Genomic DNA, 22,340 nt, shown 5'->3' with positions numbered 1-22,340 from the left:
TTAATTTAGTCAACCGTAAAAGTTTAGATATTAAGAATAATTTATCTTTTAAGATTAAATTTCTTATAAATCAAATCGTTAGGTGTATGTTTTACGGTTACTCATAAATCAATAAGAGCGTAAAAGATGAGTAAGGCAAAGATTTACGATGATTCCTTTTCAAAAAGGATGAAATTTATCGCAGAAAAAAACTTTAATGATAATTTAAGTGAGTTCGCTAGAGCAGTTGGTGTTGCTCAAGCAACCTTGGCTAGATGGGTTAAGGGAGAGGCTGATCCGTCCAGGACAAATTTAATTAGCATCGCTCAAGCTGCAAATGTCAGTTTGGAGTGGCTAGCTATAGGGACTGAATTAACAGACAAGCAACAAGATGCCGAAAAAACAGAAATCAATCTGTTGTCAGATGATTATTATATTGCTGATTATCGTAATATTTTTGTATCTGCAGGTTTTGGGCGCATCAATGATGAGGAGCGCAATCCTGATTACACAAGGATTGAGGCGGACTGGGTTAAAGAGCGTGGGTTTAGAGCCGACGAGTTAGCAATGTTCCGTGTCAGGGGAGATAGTATGTATCCGACGCTTAAAGACAACGAGGATATTGTTGTTAATATGACACACAAACGCTTACAAGAAGGCAAAATTTTTGTTATTAATCATCAAGGGGCGATGTGGGTCAAAAAAATTCAATTTGACTTTAACGGTGTAAAATTGATTAGTGACAACACAATGTATCAGCCGATTGCCTTGACGTGGGATGAAGCTAATTCATTGATTGTTATTGGGCAGGTTGTTAGAGGGTATAGGGACTTCTAATTTTTAATGTGATCATCATTTTTTAAAAATGGTTTAAAATCGTTTTAAATGGTGATCACTTTATGCAAAATATATTGCCATTTTTGCCCATTTCTGCTCATTTTCATTTCCTTTTTATTTTGCACAAAATTTTCAACAAAACTCATTCAACTTTTTGTTTTCATTAAACTTTTTTCGAAAAATTCATTCTCTTCTTTTGTTTTACCTTTATGCAAAATCAATCACTACCCCATAATATCCCTAATTGAACAAATTAGGGATATTTCGATATTAATCTTAAATCTTCAATTTCAATATTTTTGCCACATTTTGAGCGGTGGAAATCAGATTTTCTCGTCCTTGTGCCAAAGTATCTGACAATGAAGCTACATTACGAATAATTGGGAAAACCGCATCAATTCCGGCATCATAAACCACTTCATAATCTGCTCGTAAACATCCCACTATGGCAATCACTGCTTTATTGAAACGTTTTGCCGTTTTTGCTACACCAACCGGTGTTTTACCATACACTGTTTGGCTATCCATCCTGCCTTCACCGGTAATCACTAAATCAGCATCTATCATTACTTCCGCTAAATTTGTTGCTTCGATAATTATGTCAACACCTGACTTAAGATGACAATTAGGTAATAATTGTAACCCTGCTCCCATACCACCAGCAGCACCGGCACCTGCAATATTGGCAATATCCTTATTTAATTGCTGTTCTACTTTTTGCGAGAAGAAAAAGAGGGCTGCATCCAATTCTTTAATCATAGCCACTGTAGCCCCCTTTTGGAGACCGAATACTGCCGAAGCACCACGTTCACCACATAACGGGTTATCCACATCACAAGCCACTTCAATCTGTGTTATTGCCAATCTTGGATCCAAAGTAGACAGATCAATTTTAGACAATCGTTTTAACGCTGCACCACCTGCTACTAACGGTTTCCCCTTATTATCTAAAAATGCGGCTCCTAATGCCTGCAACATTCCAACACCTGCATCATTTGTAGCACTGCCTCCAATACCTAAAATAATTTTCTCTACACCTAAATTTAATGCAGCTTTAATCAATTCACCTGTGCCATAACTACTAGTAATAAGAGGATTTCGTTTATTTTCATCTACAAGATGTAGCCCAGAAGCCTCTGCCATTTCAATAATGGCAGTCTCCCTATCAGCAGATAACCCCCACTTAGCCAATACTTTATTACCCAAAGGAGCGGTAACTTCCGTTACCATTGATTGCCCTTTCCAAGCATCAATCAGAGATTGCACTGTACCTTCACCACCATCTGCCATCGGCACTTTGACATATTCCGCATCGGGAAAGATTTTTTTAAACCCAATTTCTATTGCTTGCGCAACCTGCAATGCAGTCAAACTTTCTTTGAATGAATCGGGGGCTATCACTATTTTCATATTAGTTCCTTAGTTACAACAAGATGAGGGATAATACATAAACTGTTAATATACCAACAAATCCCATAATGAAAGTCAACGCTGTTTGTGTGCGATAACCCTGTTGCGGAGTCATTTTACTAAAGTTGGTCACTACCCAGAAATAACTGTCATTTGCGTGAGAAACACACATTGCCCCCGCAGCAATTGCCATTACAGTCAAGGCTGCAGCAATTTCAGAAGCTAAACCCAAAGTGTTCATCAAGGAATCATTCGCATTAAACATTCCCATAATCGCAGCAGTTGTAATCATTGCAACTGTAGAGCTGCCTTGTGCAGTTTTCAAAATTGCAGAGATCAAAAATGGGAAGAAAATACCGGCAGTACTGATAGCAATGGCATTCTGCTTAATATACTCAACAAACCCAGCTTCAACGATAACTTTACCCAACACTCCACCAGCTGCGGTGATAAACAAAATCGGACCAACAATTTTTAATGTATCATTAGTTAATTGTTCAAATTCGTTCGCTTTTCCTGAATGGAAAATCAAAAATTACAGCAAACACCACGCCAACTGCAAGTGCAAGGATTGGATGACCTAAAAAGAGAATTAAATTGCTGACATCACCACTTAAACCTAAAATTTTAGTAATTGATCCTAATGCCATCAAAATAATTGGAATAAAAATCGGAGCTAAACTTAAACCACCACTCGGTAATTTACCGTAACGTTTAAGCAACTCATCATAGCTTTGAGCAATTAACTCATCATCTTTTTCATCTGAGCTAACAGAAACACGTTTACCAATATATTTTGCAAACAGATAACTCGCTGCTAAAACCGGTATGGAAACGACAATCCCCATTACAATAACTAATAATAAATTATGTTCCAGACCAATTCCTCCAGCTACTGCAATTGGTCCAGGTGTTGGTGGAATAAAAACGTGCGCTGCATAAAGACCGCCACTCAATGCCACTACTGTTCCAACAGGATTAGCGGCAATTTTTTTCTGTATTGCTTCTCTGATCGGGTTTAACACTACAAAACCACTATCACAGAAAACGGGAATACCAACAACCCATCCCATAATCAACATTGCTAATTCAGGTCTTTTTTGTCCAACAACTTTAACCACCATATCAGCCAACTTTAATGCCGCACCTGTTTTCTCGAGAACAGTACCAATAATCGCACCAAATATAATAACAATACCGATACTTTTGAATGTTCCGCTAAATCCATCTCCTATCATAGTTGGAATTTTATTTAGCGGTATTCCAGCCAATAATGCTAACGCTAAAGAAACACTCATCAAAGCTAAAAACGGATGAACTTTCAATTTAGCAATCATCCAGATCATTACCATAATCGCAATGATAAAACTGATAATAAGAGAAACACCTGTCATAGAAGCCTCCTTTGTTATATTGCATCCAACAGGCATTATTTAACCGTATTAAAAAAAATACATTATCTAAAATAACAATAAAATATGTTTTTATAGTCAATAATTTGTATAAAAATACAATTATCGTTGTAATAATGTACTGAGATATAAGATAAAAAGCTCTTCTATCTTATTGAAAGACAAGCCTGTTATTTGCTCAATCCTATTCAGCCTATAACGTAATGTATTGATATGAATAAAGAGTTCTGCAGCAGTGCGTGTCGGATCACAATTTGAGAAAAAATATTGTTGTAATGTTTTTCGTAATTGATGGGAATTATCCTTTTGATATAACTTTTGTATAGGTTTAATCAATTCAGACACTTGCCACGATTGTAATAATTCATCCAGTAATACCGGCAATTTATATTCTTCAAAGAAATAAACATTTCGTTTCGGAAAAAAACGCTGCCCATACGCTAATGTACTAACCGCTGTTTTGTAAGAAAAAGATAGATCAATATCATTCGTTCTCATTGCTCCTACTGCAAATTTATAGCAATGAGTATCACTATTCGGTGGCAATAATTTATATAAATATTGGCGATTTTTAACCTGAGGATTGGCACTCAACACAACAACAGATTCAAAAGAAAGCAGAACAAAATGAAGCTCCTGCTCATTTTGAATTTGTACCAAATAATTAATCAATTCCTGTAAATCTACTTTTGTTGAATCTATTAATTTAATAATTATAACAGTATAAGGTTTAGTTAAATCAATAGCAAAAAAAGCAGCTTGCTGTGCGGAATAATCTGTATTCTGGACTCCATTTAATAATTGCAATATAAATTCTTCTTTATAGCGATGATGCCAACGCTCCTGTTCAAGCACAAATGCCTGCTCAGCAATCAATTCCGCACTCATTTTCACTAATTCCGCAAATGGCTTCACCTCATCAGGTTTACCGGAAATGCCGACAACACCAAGTATTTTGCCTTGATAATTGATTGGTAGATTGATCCCTTCTTGCGCCTCAAAATTCCATAATTTTGCCAATTCTGCCGTAATTTCCACTACCCGATTTTCTCTAATCGCCAGAACAGCACCAGTGTGACGTTGGTTCAAACGAGAGGCATTGCCTGAAGCGATAATCACCCCATTCTCATCCATTACATTAACCGAATAGGGAATAATCTTCATTGTGCGCCACACAATTTTTTGAGCTATCTCTTTATTTATTTTCATAATGCCTTTTAATCATCTAAATACATTTATTTCCACCTTTACAATATATTTATATGGGCTTTTTCAAAATACAAGTAAATTCATAGCTCAATAAATTTTTGTGTATTTTTTCTTCTCCTTTTCCTATCAAAATCGAATATAACAAATAACAAAAAAGTGTTGGTTTTGACGCCAACACTCTTCCCAATTGTAAATCATTTTTTCCTATTACATTCCGACAACCACGCAATCTACACCTTTCCCAGCAAGAGCAGATTTATTACTTGCTGCGGTATTGTAGCTGTCAACCGGTCCAACAAAAACACGTGTCCAGTCTGCTGAACTTTTAGTAAAAGCATTAAAGCCACTCATTACTAAACGTGCCTGTAAATTTTCCGCTTGAGGTTTGTTTTTAAATGCACCGCACTGCAAGCCATATTTTCTACCACTTTTATCTGCATTTTTATTACTTTGACTGTTATCTGCTGTTTTTGCTTCGGACACCACAGTTTTTGCTGGTGCTATAGACTGACTCTGCTGTCTATTCGCATTTCTCTCTTTTTCAGCTTGACGCTGTTGTATAGCCTGCTGTTTTGCCTGCTCTTGTTGGGCTTTTGCTAACTCCTGCTGTAATTTTGCCTGTTCCTGAGCTTTTTGTGCTTGTGCTTTCTGTTCCGCTAATTTTTCCTGTTCCAACTGTAATAAAATTTTCTTTTGCTCATCAGTTAACTGAACATTTTTTGAAATTGACGATACATTATCATCAACCGGCACTTCTCTTGTTTCAAGTTGTTTAATATAACTCCAAACCTCTTCCGGACGACTCGGCAACGCACTTTTCTTGGTAGTAGTCGAAGTATTCACTGCTGGATCAGCTGTTATTTCCTGTTGATTAACTGGTGATCTTTCTTTTAGAAAGAACAATGCTACTGCGAATACAATTACAATAACTAAAATAAGGGTAACTAACAGTTTTTTCTTACCACTATTTTGTTGCCTTTTACGCGGCGATGAACTTCTAGAAACATAATCTCGTTGTGCCACAACAATTTCCTAACTGAATAAATAATATAAAACGTTTAAGCAACTGATAATTCTACTGAAATTTTGCAATATTGACTAGGGGATTAGCTAAAATCATAAGGATCAATATCCAACGATAGTCTTACTCCTGATACAAACTTATTCGTATTCAGCAACGTTTCAATATAAAACAGCACTTGATGCAATTTACTGCGTTGTTGATGTTGAAACAGAACGTACCAACGATATTTGCCGGCTCTTTTTTCCATTAATGCTGGCAATGGACCGACAATTTGTAACTGCTCCAAGCACGCCTGCGGCAAATTTTTAACCTGTTCAACAAAAAAAGTTAGGCTCTGTGACAGCTGAGTTTCATTATTTCCGCTGGCTTTTAACAATGCCTGATAACTATACGGCGGTAATTGAAACTGTTGCCGTTGCAACAACGCCTGTTGGCTGAATGCCGAATAACCTTTTGAAACCAAGGTATTAAACAATGGATGTTCCGGATAGTGTGTTTGTAATAAAACCACCCCTGCTTTATTACCGCGCCCCGTTCTGCCGGCGACCTGCACATAAAGCTGCGCCAAACGTTCTTCCGCTCGAAAATCAGAAGAAAAAAGTGCAGAGTCAATATTTATCAATCCCACCAATCCAACATTAGGGAAATGATGCCCTTTTGCCAACATCTGTGTACCGATTAAAATTTTACGTTTTCCTTGGTCTATCTCATCCAAATAACGATCCAATTCACCTTTTTTCGTAACATTATCCCGATCCAAACGAGCGATTTGATATTGTGGAAACTTCTGCTGTAAAACTTGTTCCAACTGCTCCGTTCCTATTCCTGTCGTCAAAAGATGGGTCGAACCACAATTCTTACATTGAAACGGAATTGTTTTTTGTGCATCACAATGATGACATTGCAAAATATTCCTCGATTGATGATATGTATAGGGTCGATTACAACGTGGACAAGTTTCAACCGTTCCACATTCGTGACACAAATAAACAGGAGCAAAGCCTCGGCGATTTAAAAAAAGCAACACTTGCTCACCCCGTTCTAACACTTGTTTCATCTGTTGCAATAAAGCATAGGACAAGCCATTTTCCATTGGTTGCGTTTTTAAATCTACTACTATTTGATGATTTGTCACTTGATTTGTTGCCCGATAACGCAAAGGAATAAAATGATATTTTCGATTTTCTACATTGTGTAAGCTCTCTAAACTCGGTGTCGCACTGCCTAAAATAATCGGTATATGGTGCTGTTTTGCTCGATAAACTGCTAAATCTCTAGCGTGATAACGCCAGCCTTCCTGTTGCTTAAAGGATTGATCGTGTTCCTCATCTAGCACGATTAATCCCAAGTCATAAAACTGAGTAAAAATCGCCGATCTAGTACCGATTACTATTGCCAATTCACCTTTCTTAGCCTGCTGCCACACCTGAAGACGTGAATTATCCGTCATATTGGAATGTAAAACGCCAATCGGCACATTAAACCGCAAATTAAAACGGCGAATGATTTGCGGTGTTAAGCCAATCTCCGGCACTAAAACCAGCACCTGCCGTTTCTGTTTTAATACTTCTTCAATCACTTGCAAATAAACTTCTGTTTTTCCCGAACCGGTTACACCTTGTAATAACCAGCTGTGAAATCCTTGTCGTAAAGAGATTTGACTCACAGCTAACGCCTGTTCTTTATTTAACATCAATTTATTCTTTTCATTCACTAATGGGATAGCGCTAATTATCGCACGCTCAAACCATAGCTTAGGCTGTTCATCTGTAATTAATTCAACATAATTTTTCTGCAATAATTGGCGCTTTATCGTTGCGGAAAAAATATCGCTCTCTTTTTCCAAGCGTTGATGTTGCAACAAAAATCGCAACATTTCTTGCTGTTTTAATGCGCGTTTTAGGCTATTTTCTGCCAGCGCTGCTTTGCCCGATTCAGTTAATTGATAAAATTGTAGCTGCGTTAATGAGGGATGTTCTTCTTTGCGGAATTTTATCGGTAAAGCCGTAAATAAAGCTTCACCAATAGGATAGTGATAATAATCTTTTGCCCACAACAATAATTGCCACATTTTTTCATCAAACAGTGGCTGTTGATCCAATACTTTCAGCACTGCTTTTAAATTTTCCACTTCACTTGCGGGCAAAAATTCACTCACAATGCCAATGCGCTTTTGTGTACCAAATGGAACCAGCACTCTTGTGCCAATTGTAACTTCCAATGAATCAGGCAATAAATAATCAAACTGATTTCTTAATGCGATATCTAACGCAACACGGACAATTTTCATCGCTACCTCAATAAAATAAACAGCTTATTATAGGCAAATTTCCATAAATCCCCTAATATTCAGAATAATTAATCTGATTGTATTGAATTTCACCACCATTTCTTATATGATGCGCATTCCTTTTTACTGTCGCCGTTGTGCGATGTTTTTTTGTAAAAATATGTACGGTGTTGGTGCTTAAGCGACCAATAGCGGTACATCATCAAATGAGGTTATTATGAAACAAGGTATTCATCCTGAATATAAAGAAATCACAGTGACTTGCTCTTGCGGTAATGTGATTAAAACTCGTTCTACTATTGGACACGATATTAACTTAGACGTGTGTAATAAATGCCATCCATTCTTTACCGGTAAACAACGTGTTGTTGACACTGGCGGTCGTGTTGAACGCTTTAACAAACGTTTCAGCATTCCTAGTACAAAAAAATAATAAAAAGATAAAAACCTGCTTCTGTAATAAGCAGGTTTTTTTATTTTTATACAAAATTTATTTCCAAAATTGCCACCAAGATTTTTCTGATGTTTCTGCTCCTGTTTGTGATTGCCCCACTTCTACCTTTTCCACCTCAACTGGTTGCAAATCCGGTGAATAATTAAAACTTTCTACCGTCCGCTGAGGATTAAAGTGAACTATCAATTTCTTTTCAACAGGCGTTTCATACCCTTTTTGAATACGTTGCACATAAATCCAATTTGCACGATTAAATGGATCAACCAATAATGGGGTTCCCAACAAATACTGTACTTGTTCTTCAGTCATCCCTTTCTGCAATTTCTGCACCAACGCAGCATCAATATAATTACCTTGAGGTACATCAATACGATACACCAATTTTTCTAACGGTGTAGAACAGGCTGTAATCCCCAATGCAAAAAGTGATGATAGTAAAACAATCTTTAATTTCATAGTAGTTAGCCTTCTTAATAATCGTTAACTCATTCTGATGATACCGAAACTTAGCCTAAATGCCAATTTAATATTTATTTCGCTGTAACTGATCTTTCAAATTAGCTGGCACACCTTTGATTATCAACGTATCATTCTCTTCATCCCAAATCACACGTTGTCCTAATAATTCGGCATTAAAGGTTAAAGTTACGCCACGCCCTGCACCAGAAAATTTCTCCAATTTTTTTAATGTTGCCGTTAATGGCGGAATATTCTCCTCAAGGGCATACTCCTCATTATGGGCAAACTCGGCAAATGATTGACCATTTAACATTCCCATTTCGGCGGAAAGCTCAGTCACATCAATATCTTCCCCTTGCTGTGCTTGGGTTTTACAATAAGTCAATGCCTGCTGTTTGACCTCTTGTGCAAGTTTTGGTTCAATCTGCTCTTGGTGACAATAATCCTGTACAGCCTGCACTAATAGCTGATTTTGCACTTTCGGATTTAAGCCCTCTTCCGCCCCCAAAAAGTCCATAAAAAAATCACTGACTTTTCGCCCAACACGTCCTTTTAAAAAGGTCAAATAACGATTAGACTGAGCATCCATTTTTAGTTCAGTTAAGTTGATACGAGCAATGATATCGCACTTACTGAGATCCAAATATTGAGTATCGTGAACATTTAATTCATCATCTACTAATAAACTGCTGCGACTGTCTACCAACCCTAAAAAGAGATACTCCGTTGCTAAAAAGTTGTATTGACTAATAATAAAATTCCCACCATTGGCAAAAGTATATTTACTGATTTCCTGCGCCAATTGCTGTGCTGCCTGTTGACTAAAAGTTAAAAAATCAATGTCATTTTCTAAATAGCGGTTTAATAATTGTGCAAAACTGGATGCATCGGTAAAAACGGCATAAGTCTTATTTTTTGATTGATAATGTTGATGAAGCTCCAACATTAACTGCCGCACTAATTCGTTATCCGGCAATAACTGCTGACGCAATCTGGTATCTATCTCTATTGCTTCACTTTCTTCTGCTGGTTTACGAAATAATTGATGCAAAATAATTTGTTCAACATTTATACTCATAATGTTATTCTTCGCCTATACAATATAAATAATTGCCATTATAGGTGATTTTACTCATCATTTTTAGCCGATTTTCTGAAAAAATCTGTTATCATAACGCTACGTTTTTTGTCTATTTCAATACTATGGCTACACATTCAAAATATTCTAATAAACAAATCGAACTGTTGATGAATGAGATGATCAGCATTTTAGAAAAACAACAAGCATCGGTTGATCTCTCTTTAATCGTTCTGGGGGATATGGTAAGCAATCTTTTATTAAGCAGTGTGCAGGAAAATAAGCGTATTGAACTAGCTGAAGCCTTTTCTCAAGCACTATTAAATTCATTGAAAACACCCAATAAAAAACATTAATTAATTAATTCATCCGGCATAATGTTAAAACTAAATCACACACGGCAAGATCGCGAAGAATTATCACGAAAAATTTCGTGGGGTCATTGGTTTGCCTTTTTTAACATTATTATTTCTTTCATTATTGGTGCTCGTTATGCCTTTAATTCCGATTGGCCGGATACATTACTCGGTAAAATTTACTTTTTTATCAGTATTATCGGGCATTTCAGTTTTATTGTTTTTGCTATCTATTTATTAATCATTTTTCCACTCAGTTTCATTATAAAAAATCATCGTACATTTCGTGGAATAACCGTTATTTTGGCAACGCTTTGCACTACTTTACTATTGTTGGATAGTGAGATTTATAAACGCTTTTATATTCACCTCACTTCTATGGTATGGGATTTAATGATTAATCCTGAAAATGGTGAATTAGCCCGCGACTGGCAACTCTTCTTTGCACCGATGCCAATTATTCTACTGTTACAAATGCTATTTTCTCGCTGGTCGTGGCAAAAATTACGCAGTCTTGAACGACAAAAATGGATTAAACCCGTTTCCTATACATTTCTGTTAGCTTTTATAGCTACTCATTTAATTTATGTATGGGCAGATGCTACTTTCTATCGACCGATTACTGCTCAACGTTCTAATCTACCGCTCTCTTATCCAATGACAGCACGTAAATTCTTAGAAAAAAACGGTATTTTAGACGCAGAGAGTTACCAACAACAGCTAACAAACAGCGGTCGCGCTGATGCTCGTTATCTAGACTATCCAAAACACAAATTGAATTATTCTTTATCTCAGCAACAACCAAATATTCTGCTTATCAATATTTCCGGGCTTAAACGTAGCGCCATTTCAGCGACAACTACACCGGCAATTTATCAATTTTCCAAACAATCGATAGATTTTCAAAACAATTACAGCAGTAGTAATTTATCTCAAGAAGGATTGGTCGGCTTATTTTATGGGCTACCGGGTAATTATCTTGACAGTATTTTATTCAGTAAAACTGAACCGGTGTTGTTACATCACCTACGAAACTTAGAATACCAAATTCACGCTAATACCACAAAAGAGAATAATCAACCACTCTTTGCCGTGTTGTTTAATAAAAAAGAGCAATCTGTAGCGGAAAACAATAAAACAGCTTTCCAACAATGGCAACAATGGTATCAAAAACAGAATCAACAGGCTTGGTTCAGTTTTATTGATGTCAGCTTGATCGAAACAAACAATCCTATAACCACTAAAGCTATGGTTTCCGATACGGTATCCCCTTATCAATATGCTGAAAGATTAATTGAGATTGATCAGCAATTTTCTGATTTGATTAATCTGTTAAAACAACAGCAACAATTTGACGATACTATCATTATAGTAACTGCCGATAGTGGCTTTAGTGAAGAGCATCAGAATGATTTGTCGAATTTTTCAGCAGATAATATTCAAGTACCGCTTTTAATTCATATGCCGACATCCAACATTTTACAACGTTTTGATTTAACTAGCACTTTAGATATTGTGCCTACATTACTGAAGCACACTTTCCAAGTTACTAATCCAATCTCCGATTTTGCACTTGGTAATAATCTATTTGCCCTCAATCACTCACCAGATAATTGGACACTTAGTGCCAATAATCGTTGGGTAGTCATTATTGATAGTGATGGCGTGCAATATCAAATTGATAAATATGGAAATTACAAAAAATTTAATGCGAAATATCAGCAACAAAATTCAACTCGTCCGCCATTAGGTCTTTTCCTTGCAGCCTTTGGTGAACTTCGTAGTTTTAGTGAGCGTTAATTTTATTGAAATATTGCTTGCCAATAATTGCACTTGCACAAGCATAAGCGGAACTCCATGCCCATTGGAAATTATAACCACCAAGCCAACCGGTAACATCCAACACTTCCCCAATAAAATAAAGCCCTTTTATATGCTTCACCTCCATTGTTTTCGAGGAAATTTGGTTAGTGTCAACACCACCTAAAGTTACTTCAGCTGTTCGATAACCTTCTGTCCCATTCGGCATAAATTTCCATTGATGAAAGAGTCGGCTAATTTCAGCAATTTTTAGATTGCTTAAATCAGCCAAAATGCTTGTTGGTAATTGATAATACGAAATAAAAAATTCAACCAATTTATTCGGCAATAACCGTTGTAACGCTGTTTTTAATTGCATTTTTGATGAAGACTGACGCATTGCTTGCAAATATTCATCTAGCCTGATCTTCGGTAAAAAATCGATAAATAAAGATTGATTCGGTAACCAATAGTTAGAAATTTGTAACATTGCCGGACCGGAAATTCCTCGATGTGTAAATAACAAAGAATTACTAAAACTCATCCCATTTTCCGCTGTAACCTTAATCGGCACAGAGATTCCGGCTAAATCAGCAAAAACTTTATCTTGCTCACGCCAGGTAAAAGGAACAAGCGAAGCTCGAGGCGGAATAATAGGCAATCCAAATTGTTCTGCTATCTGATAACCGAAAGCTGTTGCTCCCAATTTCGGCATCGATAAACCACCAGTGGCTATCACTAACTCTTCACATTGAAAAAACAGATCATTCCCATATTTCACTTCAAAGCCGTGTGTGAGACGCATTACTTGAGAAATTTGAACTTGTAATTGAATTTGTACATTTGCTGATTGACACTCTTTCACCAGCATTGAAACAATCTGCTCTGCTCCGTTATCAGTAAAAAGCTGTCCTAACTCTTTTTCGTGATAGCTAATGCCATAGTCTGCCAATAAAGCAATAAAATCCCATTGGCTATAACGAGCTAAAGCCGACTTCACAAAATGTGGATTCTGCGATAGATAGTGCTGTGCTCCCACTTCTAAATTTGTGAAATTGCAGTAACCGCCACCCGACATCAAAATTTTGCGTCCGACTTTTTTACCATTATCCAATACCAACACTGATTTACCATTTTTACCGATTTGAGCAGCGCAAAACAACCCTGCCGCCCCGGCACCGATTATAATCACATCATATCGCTTCATCTTATTTTGTCCCTGAAACATCAATAATCATCACTTCAGACTGAGAACCTAAGCGGAAAGGCACTCCCCAAAAACCGTAGCCTGATGTAACAAACGTATGCATTTGCTCAATCTGTTTATAACCATAACTCAATTCATAAACCCATTTTGTAATCAAATTACCTGGGAAAATTTGTCCATTATGCGTATGACCAGAAACCTGAATATCTGCCCCTGCATTTGCATTTTCCGATAGTGAAAACGGACGGTGATCCATCAATAAAATCGGTAAATTTTGTCGTTTCTCTGTAGGAATAAAAGATAATATAGCTTCTGTAGTTTGACGAAGCTGATCCATTTCATCATTACGCCCCACTAAAATAAATTTATCTGAAACAATAACTGCTTGATCTGTTAATAAATAAACACCCTCTTTACGAACTTCGTGAGCAATTTGTTGCGGTTGTTGGAAGAAATCGTGATTTCCCAATGTTGCATAGACACCTAGTGGAGCAGAAAGTTTGGCAAAATATGCACCCATTTTTTCAGAGAAATAGGCATTTAAATTATCATCCATTAAATCGCCCGGTAGCAGAATAATGTCTACTTCTTGTTGTTCAAAAATATTTTGTAGTTGTTCTAACTGTTTGACACCAAACAATTTTCCCAAGTGTAAGTCACTGGCAACACCAATACGTAACGGTTGCATCTCTTTATCTATTTTAACGCTATAATGCACAATTTGTGGCGTATAAGCCTGATAAATACTATACGAAAATAAAGCGGATAACGACACTAATGCAATACAACGACTGATAATAGGAAATGCTGCCAATTCAACGGCAAACAGCAATAAGAATTTGCGTAATAGGAAAATCATCACGGCTACAAGCGTGATATACCATAAAGTGATCAATATATAAGCTGAATATTTAAATCCATCAGGAATAATGCGTGCAATAGATAACAAAATAAACGCATTGATCGCAACATAGCTCAACCAGAAGAAAACTCGTTTATAGTGTGGTTTTGTTGGTTTAACAAAGAAAAACCAATCGATGGATCTGATAGCAATAAATATAAAAAGTTGTAACGCAACCAATGCGATATATCGAAACAACATTGTATTTATTTCCTCCGAATCTGGATTATGTTTAAGATTTTATGGGTAAAGCCACAATGCTTCACCCATTATTTATAAGATAAGTATTAAAGTAATTTTTCTAACTCTTCTAATACTAATTGTGGTTGAATATCAATAAGAGATTGATGATAGCCCTCTTGACTATCTTTGCTTTTACGAACTTTGATCAATCCGCCACTAATCAAACGAATCACCTTGACACGCTCAGACAATGGTGGCGTATATTCCGGACTGGTTGGTCCATAAACTGCAACCAACGGTCGCTTTAAAGCTGCAGCAATATGCATTAAACCTGAATCATTGCTCACAACACCATCACAACTTGCCAATAAATCTATTGCTTGAGGTAACGAAGTTTCTCCTGCAATATTAATGCAGAAAGCTCGATCTTCCTTTGTTAAACTTTGACGGATCTCCTCTCCGACAGAATGATCTTTTGCTGAACCAAACAACAATATCTGGTAGCCCTTATTAATCAATAACTTAGCTAAATTGGCATAATGATAATGAGGCCACCGCTTTGCCGGTCCGAACTCAGCACCAGGACAAAACCCAATTATTTTTCGTCTAGGGTCAAGAGCAAATTTTTCTGAGAACTGAGTCAATGTTGCCGCAACCTGTTCTGGTTCTATTTGCAAATACGGATAAGGAAAAGAAAGATCTTTTGCTAACGGAATAGCCCCCTGCTCATAAGCCAGAGTAACATACCGTTGCACCATTAACGGATACGCCTGCTTATTACTCCGCAGATCATTCAATACAAAATAGCGACTCTCCCCTTTCCAACCGCGACGAACTGGAATCTTTGCAAATAACGGAATTAATGCGGATTTGAAAGAGTTAGGCAACACAATCGCTAAATCATACTGCCCACGTAATGATTTCCCAATTTGATAACGCTGTTTTAAATCAAACTCACCATGACCAATCGGCATCGCAATCGCTTTACGGACTTCCGGCATTCGTGAAAGTAATGCGCGACACCAATTTGGTGCCAACACATCAATTACACATTCGGGGTGTTGTTTCTTTAACGATTGGTATAAGCTATGCGACATCATCATATCGCCGACCCAAGATGGGCCTATTACAAGAATTCTCATATTTCCCAATTATTTTTTATTCAACCACACCATATATTCTGCTACCCCTTCAGCAACGGTCTTAAATGGTTTATCATAACCAGTAGCACGTAATTTGGTTAGGTCAGCTTGAGTATACTCCTGATAACGGCTCTTTAAATGTTCTGGGAATGGGATAGTTTGAACTTGACCTTGACCGTGATATTTAATCACCGCTTTAGCGACTTCCGCAAAACTTTCCGCATTGCCAGTACCGCAATTAAAAATGCCTGATACCTTATGTTGCCAACACCAAATATTTACTGCTGCTACATCGCCAACGTAAACAAAATCGCGACGGAAATGTTCACTGCCTTCAAATAACTTCGGATTTTCACCATCCAAAATTTGGTTATTTAAGTGAAACGCCACACTTGCCATTGTGCCTTTGTGATTTTCGCGCGGCCCATACACATTAAAATAGCGGAAACCACAAACCGGAGATTCTGCCTGTGGCAAAATCCGACGCACATATTGATCGAACAAGAATTTAGAATAACCATAAACATTAAGCGGATGTTCATATTGACGTTCTTCAATAAATTCCAAACGATCACCATAAGTTGCAGCGGAAGAAGCATAAAGAAAAGGAATACGGCGATCTAAACAATAATGCAATAACTCTTTTGAATATTCATAGTTATTTTGCATCATATATTTGCCATTCCATTCTGTAGTAGACGAACAAGCACCTTCGTGGAAAATAGCATCAATTTCACCTAGATCATCACCAGCAATAATAGAAGCAATAAAATCCTCTTTATCACAATAATCCGCAATATCCAAATCTGCCAAATTAGCAAATTTAGTACCATCAGTTAAATTATCAACTACTAAAATATCTTTTCTACCTAAGTCATTGAGAGCTTTCACAATATTACTCCCAATGAAACCTGCCCCACCTGTTACAATAATCATAATTCTTCCTTACTTGTGAAATAATTTGAAAGCTATTTTAATAGATTTAACAAGCTGAAAAAACAAAAAAATCCCATCACGATAAACGCGATGGGAAAAGTTCGGAGATTAATAAGAAAAAGTAAACTTAATTTTTACCTAAATAATCAAACCGCAGTTTGAAATATCACTTCATCCGCTTTCTTCACATAAGCATTGATCTTATCAAAATTCATATAACGATAAGTATCATCTTTATCTGCTTGTAAATCAGCCGCATAGCTTAAATACTCTTCCGGAGTTGGTAATTTACCCAACAATGCAGCAACCGCCGCTAATTCCGCAGAGGCAAGATAAACATTTGCACCTTGACCTAAACGGTTCGGGAAGTTACGGGTCGAAGTTGAAACAACAGTTGATTTCGGAGCAACACGTGCCTGATTTCCCATACATAATGAACAGCCCGGCATTTCTGTTCTTGCACCACTCTTACCAAAGATACTGTAATATCCCTCTTCAGTTAATAATGCAGCATCCATTTTTGTTGGTGGAGCAATCCATAAACGGGTTGGGATCACGTCAGCAAATTTATTCAATAGCTTACCTGCCGCACGGAAATGTCCGATATTAGTCATACAAGATCCGATAAAGACTTCATCAATTTTATCACTTTGTACTTCAGAAAGTTTACGAGCATCATCCGGATCATTCGGTGCGCAAAGGATTGGCTCTTTAATTTCATCCATATTGATTTCAATCACCGCTGCATATTCTGCATCTGGATCTGCTTGTAATAGTTGAGGATCTGCCAACCAAGCTTGCATATTTTTAATACGACGTTCTAATGTACGAGCATCCCCATATCCTTCCGCAATCATCCATTTCAATAAAGTGATATTTGAATTTAAATATTCAATAATCGGCTCTTTATTCAATTTAATGGTACAGGCTGCCGCAGAACGTTCGGCTGATGCGTCTGAAAGCTCAAATGCTTGTTCAATTTTGAGATTTTCCAAACCTTCGATCTCTAAAATACGACCAGAGAAGATATTTATCTTACCTTTCTTCTCAACCGTTAATAGACCTTGTTGGATTGCATAATACGGAATGGCGTGAACAAGATCTCGTAATGTGATTCCCGGTTGCATTGTGCCAGTAAAGCGCACCAATACGGATTCAGGCATATCTAACGGCATAACTCCGGTTGCAGCGGCAAATGCAACAAGACCTGAACCGGCTGGAAATGAAATGCCTATTGGAAAACGAGTGTGTGAGTCACCGCCTGTACCTACAGTATCCGGCAATAACATTCGGTTTAACCAAGAGTGGATAATACCATCACCCGGACGAAGTGAAACTCCTCCACGATTCATAATGAAATCAGGCAATGTATGGTGAGTGTTAACATCAACCGGTTTTGGATAAGCCGCAGTATGGCAGAATGATTGCATTACCAAATCTGCTGAGAAACCTAAGCAGGCTAAATCTTTCAATTCATCACGAGTCATCGGACCGGTAGTGTCTTGAGAACCGACAGAAGTCATACGAGGTTCACAATATTGTCCCGGACGAACACCTTCTACACCACAAGCACGACCGACTAATTTTTGTGCCAAAGTAAAGCCTTTATTACTGGTTGCCACAGCTTGAGGTTTAATGAACACATCGCTTTCTCCAAGATCTAATTCCTGTCTTGCTTTATGGGTTAATCCACGACCAATAATTAATGGAATACGACCGCCGGCACGCACTTCATCCAATAACACTTGAGTTTTTAATGTAAACGTTGCCAATACTTCATCGCTGTTATGTCGACAAATTTTTCCTTCATAAGGATAAATATCGATAACATCCCCCATATTTAATGAGGTTACATCTACTTCAATTGGCAATGCTCCTGCATCTTCCAGCGTATTGAAAAAAATTGGTGCGATTTTTCCACCTAATACGACACCACCAGCACGTTTATTAGGAATAAATGGAATATCTTCTCCCATATACCAAAGCACCGAGTTGGTTGCTGATTTACGAGAAGACCCTGTTCCAACCACATCACCAACATAAGCAAGAGGGAAACCTTTTTCTTTTAATTTGTTGATTTGAGTAATTGGACCAACTTCTCCATCCTTATCTGGTGTAATACCGTCACGGCTGTTTTTCAACATTGCTTTTGCATGTAATGGAATATCCGGTCTTGACCAAGCATCCTGTGCCGGAGAAAGGTCATCAGTGTTGGTTTCACCAGTTACTTTAAACACAGTAACAGTAATTTTATCCGCTAATTTAGGACGAGATAAGAACCATTCGGCATTCGCCCAAGATTGTAATACCTGTTTTGCGAACTCATTGCCGGCTTTAGCACGATCCGCTACATCGTGGAAACTATCAAACATTAATAATGTGTGAGAGAGTGCTTTCACCGCCAACGGCGCTAACTCCGGATTATCCAACGCTTTCACTAACGGCTCAATGTTATAACCGCCTTGCATTGTGCCCAACAATTCAAGCGCGCGCTGTTTGCTGATTAATGGAGAACTGACATCTCCGGCAACCACTGCGGATAAGAATGATGCTTTCACATATGCCGCTTCATCTACCCCTGCCGGAATACGATTTTCAAAAAGATCCATTAAATATTCAGTATTCTGCCCTGCCGGTGCTTTCAATAATTCGATCAATTGTGCAGTTTGTTCGGCATTAAGAGGAAGAGGAACAACACCAGCTGCTTTACGTTGTTCAACGTGTTTTTGATAATCTTCTAGGAAATTAGCCATAGTCCATCCTTAATTATTAATAGTAGCGTAGAAGTAATATTTGATTATTAAAATGCCTAATGTTAATTGTTTGTTAATATAGACCTATGATGAAAGAATGTCAAAAGGTAGATTATCGGATATTTGATCTAGCTCGCAAAATTTTTTATTTATCTAAAAAATAAAGCCGAACAATACATTGCTCGACTTTACAGCAATAAAATGAGAAAAGACTTTCAGCTATTTTAAGCTAAATGGATCGGAATATGGAATAATGCCAGTATTCAACATTTTACTAACATTGCTACCGTGACGATTTCCTAGTCCGGAAATTTCAAAATTAACACCGAAAGAGTGATTGTAATATGTATCCTCTAACGACGAATATTTACCATCAGGTGATGCTGTTAAATAACGTCTTGCTCCGACATTTACTTTCCAGCAACAAGTACTATATTCTACACCTAAGTACTGTTCAACCGGTTTATTTAATTCCACATCCTGATAGATATGTCCAACCATTGCCCAATTATCATTAAGCTGCCACGCTGCCGCCATTCCAACCTGACGAATACTTTGTCCATAAGAATTCGCACCTACTAAATTTTGATCAATATACTCTTTGCTGGCATAACGATAACTCAATTGGATCAAATTTTCACCGGACGAACGATACTCCAACGCAGTGTTCATCAATGAAGTCTGTTTCAATAAAGTATCATATTGATAACTACCCTTCCAATTCCATTGATCGCTAATTTTCCAGTTAGTATCTAGTGCCCAAGAAGAGGAGGAACGTTGAGTACGATGTTCCGGATCGCTATCAATTTTTGATGGCATTAAATAGAAAATTTGTCCAAGTGAAAGGTTAAAACGTTCGTCCGCATTTTTGTCAAACCAACGCGTTGTACCACCAACCGTAATCTGATTGGCAGAAGCAATGCGGTCTAAACCACTATAACGACGATCACGGAATAAAGAGAAATAATCTTGCTGTAATAACACGGAATCATAACCGAATTCATCAGTTCCAATATTGTTTTGATCACGATATGGTCGGTATAAATATTGCACTTTAGGTTCAAGTGTTTGTGTATATCCTTCAAATAAAGATTGATCGCTTGCCAATACAGTTGCCAATTCTGCTTTAAATTGAGGAATTACTCGATTTACTGAATGTTCTATTTTATATGCATTATCAGCATTCCCTTCTTTTTGACGGTAGTGAGTTGCATATAATTTTGTTTCTAAATTCAAGCTACCATAACGATTTGCCAATGGCATTGACAACGCTGGCTCAGCGTGAAAACGCCACGCAGAAGGCATTCTTTCACTGTCATTTTTAAATTGTACCGCTTGCGCAAAAAGTGAAAAATCTAAACGATCATTCCATAAAGAATCACGGTAATAGTTAAAATCAATCTGCGGCAAAGTTCTGTATGGGCCTGCACCAGTTAAAGTATCAAACACTTGAAATTGTGTTGCTGAAACGGTTAAATTATAGTTCGGTTTGTAATAACTTAACGCAAAACTCTGTGTTGCATAACCGTCAGTACTGCTACCATAAGGAGAAGAAAAATCATTAAAATATTGTTTATCGCTCACTTTAGTATAATTTACATTAAAACGCCAACTATCCCACAATGAGCCACTGTTACGCCAATAAAGTAAATAGCGAGGATCATCCAGTTTATAATCTTTATAACGATCATCTTTAATATACTCACCTGCCAGTACACCTGAACCTAGAACATTAAGATAACGTGCTTCACCCAACATCTGCCAACCACGACGACTCATATATTTTGGTGTCACTGTCATATCATAATTAGGCGCAATGTTAAGATAGATCGGTTGTGCGTAAAAATAACCGTCATTACCGGACGAACCCATCTCCGGCATCAATAATCCGCTACGGCGGCGATCACCGATTGGAAACTGCACATAAGGGAAATAGAAAACCGGAATATCTTTTACATAAAAAACAGCATTCCATAAATCAGCATACTCCTCTTTAATATGCTGTTTCATCTCGGAGGCGCGTAATTTCCAAGAGTTATTATTCGGCAAGCAAGAAGTAAAAGTAGCATTCTTCAATAAGCGATAATCTTGCCTTAATTCCGCTTTTTCTGCAGTTCCTCTACCTTGACGATTAACAAACTGATAATCAGATTGATAGATATCAGCATCTTTTGAATTGAGATGAATATTCGCTTTTTCACCTAAAACGTGTACCAAGTTATCCTGATAATTTAAATTACCATTGATATAGGCATAACGCTGAAGATTATCCTTCTCACCTTTTTGTTCAACAAAAACGGAGTCCGCATTCAATTTGCGATTTCCCTGCTCTACCTGAACATTCCCTTGATACAACGCATTTTGGGGCTGATTAATTTCAGCACTGTCTGCGTCAATATAAACCGGCAACTGATTCGGATCAGTTTTCACCACCTCACCGGTAAAACGAGGCACGCCTAATAAGCATTGCGCTGTTAAATCGGCAAAGCTTTGTTGACTGTAAAGTGCCGCCATAATAGATAGGGATAAAAGTGAGTAATATTTTTTCATCTGTTCAATTATCTTTTACTAATGCTGTTTAAATAAGGAGGCATTATAGCCTAAATCCGCATAGAACATAAAAACTTAATCTGCATTTATCTAAAAATGGGTAAAAAGACAGATTTTGATTATCCAGTTTATATTCGCAAAGCGACTTATACAACTAATGCCGTGGAATCGCTTAATAGCGTAATTCGACGTGTGATTAAAATGCGATGTATTCCCAACGGGCGATTCAGTGTTTAAAGTGATATAGCTAGTGATGAAAGAAGCATCGAAAAAATGGACAATGCCGTTTCGGAACTGGAAATAGTCAATGAATCGTTTTATGGTCGATTTTAGTGATCGCCTTCACCATTAAAATTGTGA

16 protein-coding genes and 2 pseudogenes are annotated in these 22,340 nt (G+C 37.3%); 5 read left to right on the top strand and 13 right to left on the bottom strand.

Translation table 11 applies throughout. The annotated features are described in order from the left end of the window. The first annotated feature begins 126 nt into the window (after positions 1–126). On the top strand, positions 127–816 hold the full coding sequence (locus JP36_RS09825; RefSeq protein WP_039174259.1) for a LexA family transcriptional regulator: 690 nt from the start codon (positions 127–129) through the stop codon (positions 814–816). 276 nt (positions 817–1,092) lie between these two features. Here JP36_RS09825 and JP36_RS09820 read toward each other — a convergent pair whose 3' ends face one another. The 5 genes and pseudogenes from JP36_RS09820 to priA form a co-directional block, all read right to left on the bottom strand. Next, positions 1,093–2,226 (bottom strand): glycerate kinase, encoded by a 1,134-nt coding sequence (locus tag JP36_RS09820; RefSeq protein WP_039174258.1) that lies wholly within the window; start codon positions 2,224–2,226, stop codon positions 1,093–1,095. 13 nt (positions 2,227–2,239) lie between these two features. Continuing rightward, positions 2,240–3,620 (bottom strand): annotated as a pseudogene (locus JP36_RS09815) (GntP family permease). 120 nt (positions 3,621–3,740) lie between these two features. Beyond that, a complete protein-coding gene (locus JP36_RS09810) occupies positions 3,741–4,847 on the bottom strand; it encodes a sugar diacid recognition domain-containing protein (protein ID WP_039174257.1) in 1,107 nt (368 codons plus the stop codon). A 207-nt stretch (positions 4,848–5,054) separates the two neighbouring features. Beyond that, positions 5,055–5,870, bottom strand: coding sequence for a cell division protein FtsN (gene ftsN, locus JP36_RS09805; protein ID WP_039174255.1), 816 nt, complete (start codon positions 5,868–5,870; stop codon positions 5,055–5,057). A gap of 83 nt (positions 5,871–5,953) precedes the next feature. Further along, positions 5,954–8,161, bottom strand: a complete 2,208-nt coding sequence (gene priA, locus JP36_RS09800) for a primosomal protein N' (RefSeq protein ID WP_039174253.1) — start codon at positions 8,159–8,161, stop codon at positions 5,954–5,956. 217 nt (positions 8,162–8,378) lie between these two features. On the opposite strand from priA, the gene rpmE reads away from it, so the two are divergent. Then, complete coding sequence (gene rpmE, locus JP36_RS09795) at positions 8,379–8,594, top strand: 50S ribosomal protein L31 (protein WP_039174251.1); 216 nt, start codon at positions 8,379–8,381, stop codon at positions 8,592–8,594. A 57-nt stretch (positions 8,595–8,651) separates the two neighbouring features. Here the strand turns inward: rpmE and JP36_RS09790 are convergent, their stop codons facing one another. Together JP36_RS09790 and yejK are read right to left on the bottom strand one after the other, a co-directional pair. After that, a complete protein-coding gene (locus tag JP36_RS09790) occupies positions 8,652–9,071 on the bottom strand; it encodes an outer membrane protein assembly factor BamE (protein ID WP_039136855.1) in 420 nt (139 codons plus the stop codon). Positions 9,072–9,138: 67 nt separating this feature from the next. Continuing rightward, positions 9,139–10,152, bottom strand: coding sequence for a nucleoid-associated protein YejK (gene yejK / locus JP36_RS09785; RefSeq protein WP_039174250.1), 1,014 nt, complete (start codon positions 10,150–10,152; stop codon positions 9,139–9,141). A gap of 125 nt (positions 10,153–10,277) precedes the next feature. Between yejK and JP36_RS09780 the strand changes: the two genes are divergently transcribed. Further along, entirely contained in the window at positions 10,278–10,508 is a 231-nt protein-coding gene (locus JP36_RS09780; protein ID WP_039174248.1) for a DUF1414 domain-containing protein, read from the top strand. Between the two features lie 21 nt (positions 10,509–10,529). Then, complete coding sequence (locus JP36_RS09775) at positions 10,530–12,308, top strand: DUF3413 domain-containing protein (protein WP_039174245.1); 1,779 nt, start codon at positions 10,530–10,532, stop codon at positions 12,306–12,308. Here JP36_RS09775 and JP36_RS09770 read toward each other — a convergent pair. From JP36_RS09770 to lptD, 6 genes are all read right to left on the bottom strand, one after another. Beyond that, the gene (locus JP36_RS09770; protein WP_039174243.1) at positions 12,295–13,515 is read right to left on the bottom strand and encodes an NAD(P)/FAD-dependent oxidoreductase; all 1,221 of its coding nucleotides are present in this window, start codon (positions 13,513–13,515) and stop codon (positions 12,295–12,297) included. The two genes, JP36_RS09775 and JP36_RS09770, sit on opposite strands and share 14 nt — an antisense overlap. Position 13,516: 1 nt before the next feature. Further along, positions 13,517–14,617, bottom strand: coding sequence for a metallophosphoesterase (locus tag JP36_RS09765; protein ID WP_039174241.1), 1,101 nt, complete (start codon positions 14,615–14,617; stop codon positions 13,517–13,519). A gap of 86 nt (positions 14,618–14,703) precedes the next feature. Continuing rightward, a complete protein-coding gene (waaF, locus tag JP36_RS09760; RefSeq protein WP_039174239.1) occupies positions 14,704–15,741 on the bottom strand; it encodes a lipopolysaccharide heptosyltransferase II in 1,038 nt (345 codons plus the stop codon). Between the two features lie 9 nt (positions 15,742–15,750). Beyond that, positions 15,751–16,677, bottom strand: coding sequence for an ADP-glyceromanno-heptose 6-epimerase (gene rfaD / locus JP36_RS09755; protein WP_039174237.1), 927 nt, complete (start codon positions 16,675–16,677; stop codon positions 15,751–15,753). A gap of 146 nt (positions 16,678–16,823) precedes the next feature. Next, positions 16,824–19,430 (bottom strand): bifunctional aconitate hydratase 2/2-methylisocitrate dehydratase, encoded by a 2,607-nt coding sequence (gene acnB / locus JP36_RS09750; protein WP_039174235.1) that lies wholly within the window; start codon positions 19,428–19,430, stop codon positions 16,824–16,826. Positions 19,431–19,649: 219 nt separating this feature from the next. Then, a complete protein-coding gene (gene lptD / locus JP36_RS09745) occupies positions 19,650–21,980 on the bottom strand; it encodes an LPS assembly protein LptD (protein WP_039174233.1) in 2,331 nt (776 codons plus the stop codon). Between the two features lie 108 nt (positions 21,981–22,088). On the opposite strand from lptD, the pseudogene JP36_RS11835 reads away from it, so the two are divergent. Next, positions 22,089–22,284: pseudogene (locus tag JP36_RS11835) on the top strand (transposase); the annotation flags it as partial. Between the last annotated feature and the right edge of the window lie 56 nt (positions 22,285–22,340).

Origin of the sequence: Gallibacterium genomosp. 1 (assembly GCF_000771875.1) — a bacterium.
Taxonomy (GTDB): domain Bacteria; phylum Pseudomonadota; class Gammaproteobacteria; order Enterobacterales; family Pasteurellaceae; genus Gallibacterium.
Note: the sequence above shows the minus strand (reverse complement) of the source record. Positions and strands in the feature narration are given on the sequence as shown.